This window comes from Corallococcus sp. AB038B (assembly GCF_003668955.1).
Classification (GTDB): domain Bacteria; phylum Myxococcota; class Myxococcia; order Myxococcales; family Myxococcaceae; genus Corallococcus; species Corallococcus exiguus.
The window spans coordinates 1-398 of the sequence record NZ_RAWO01000294.1 but is presented as its reverse complement, the minus strand read 5'-3'; the positions used below and the strand labels follow the sequence as shown (position 1 = coordinate 398).

General features: G+C 70.4%; 1 pseudogene. It reads right to left on the bottom strand.

From position 1 onward, the window contains the following. Nucleotides 1-398: pseudogene (locus tag D7Y04_RS43345) on the bottom strand (hypothetical protein); the annotation flags it as partial.

Sequence of the window (398 nt, the reverse complement as noted above, 5' to 3'; positions counted from 1 at the left end):
ACGACCTCTCCGGCGCGGACATTCACGGTCTGCTCGGCCTGGGGCAGCCGCTCGTGCCAGAGGACGAGGGTGTGGGTGCCCTCGGGGACCTCCAGGCGGAAGCGCCCTTCCGGGCTGGTGGTGGCGAAGTACGAGTGGTCGAAGGTGCGCACCACCGCGCGCATCCACGGGTGGATGTCACAGCGGATGGGCACCACACCCGGCTCCGCGGGGAGCGGCTTGCGGGTCGTCATCCCCTCCAGCGGCATGGCCACGTTGAAGAAGGAGCGGTTGGAGCCGGAGGCGGCGCGCACGTTGTGCACGAGCGGATCAGAGTTTCGCAGCGTCAGGGTGCCGCCTGCCCGGGCGGCCAGGACGGGCGGCTCGTAGACGCACTTCTTCTGGTCCAGCACGGGGTC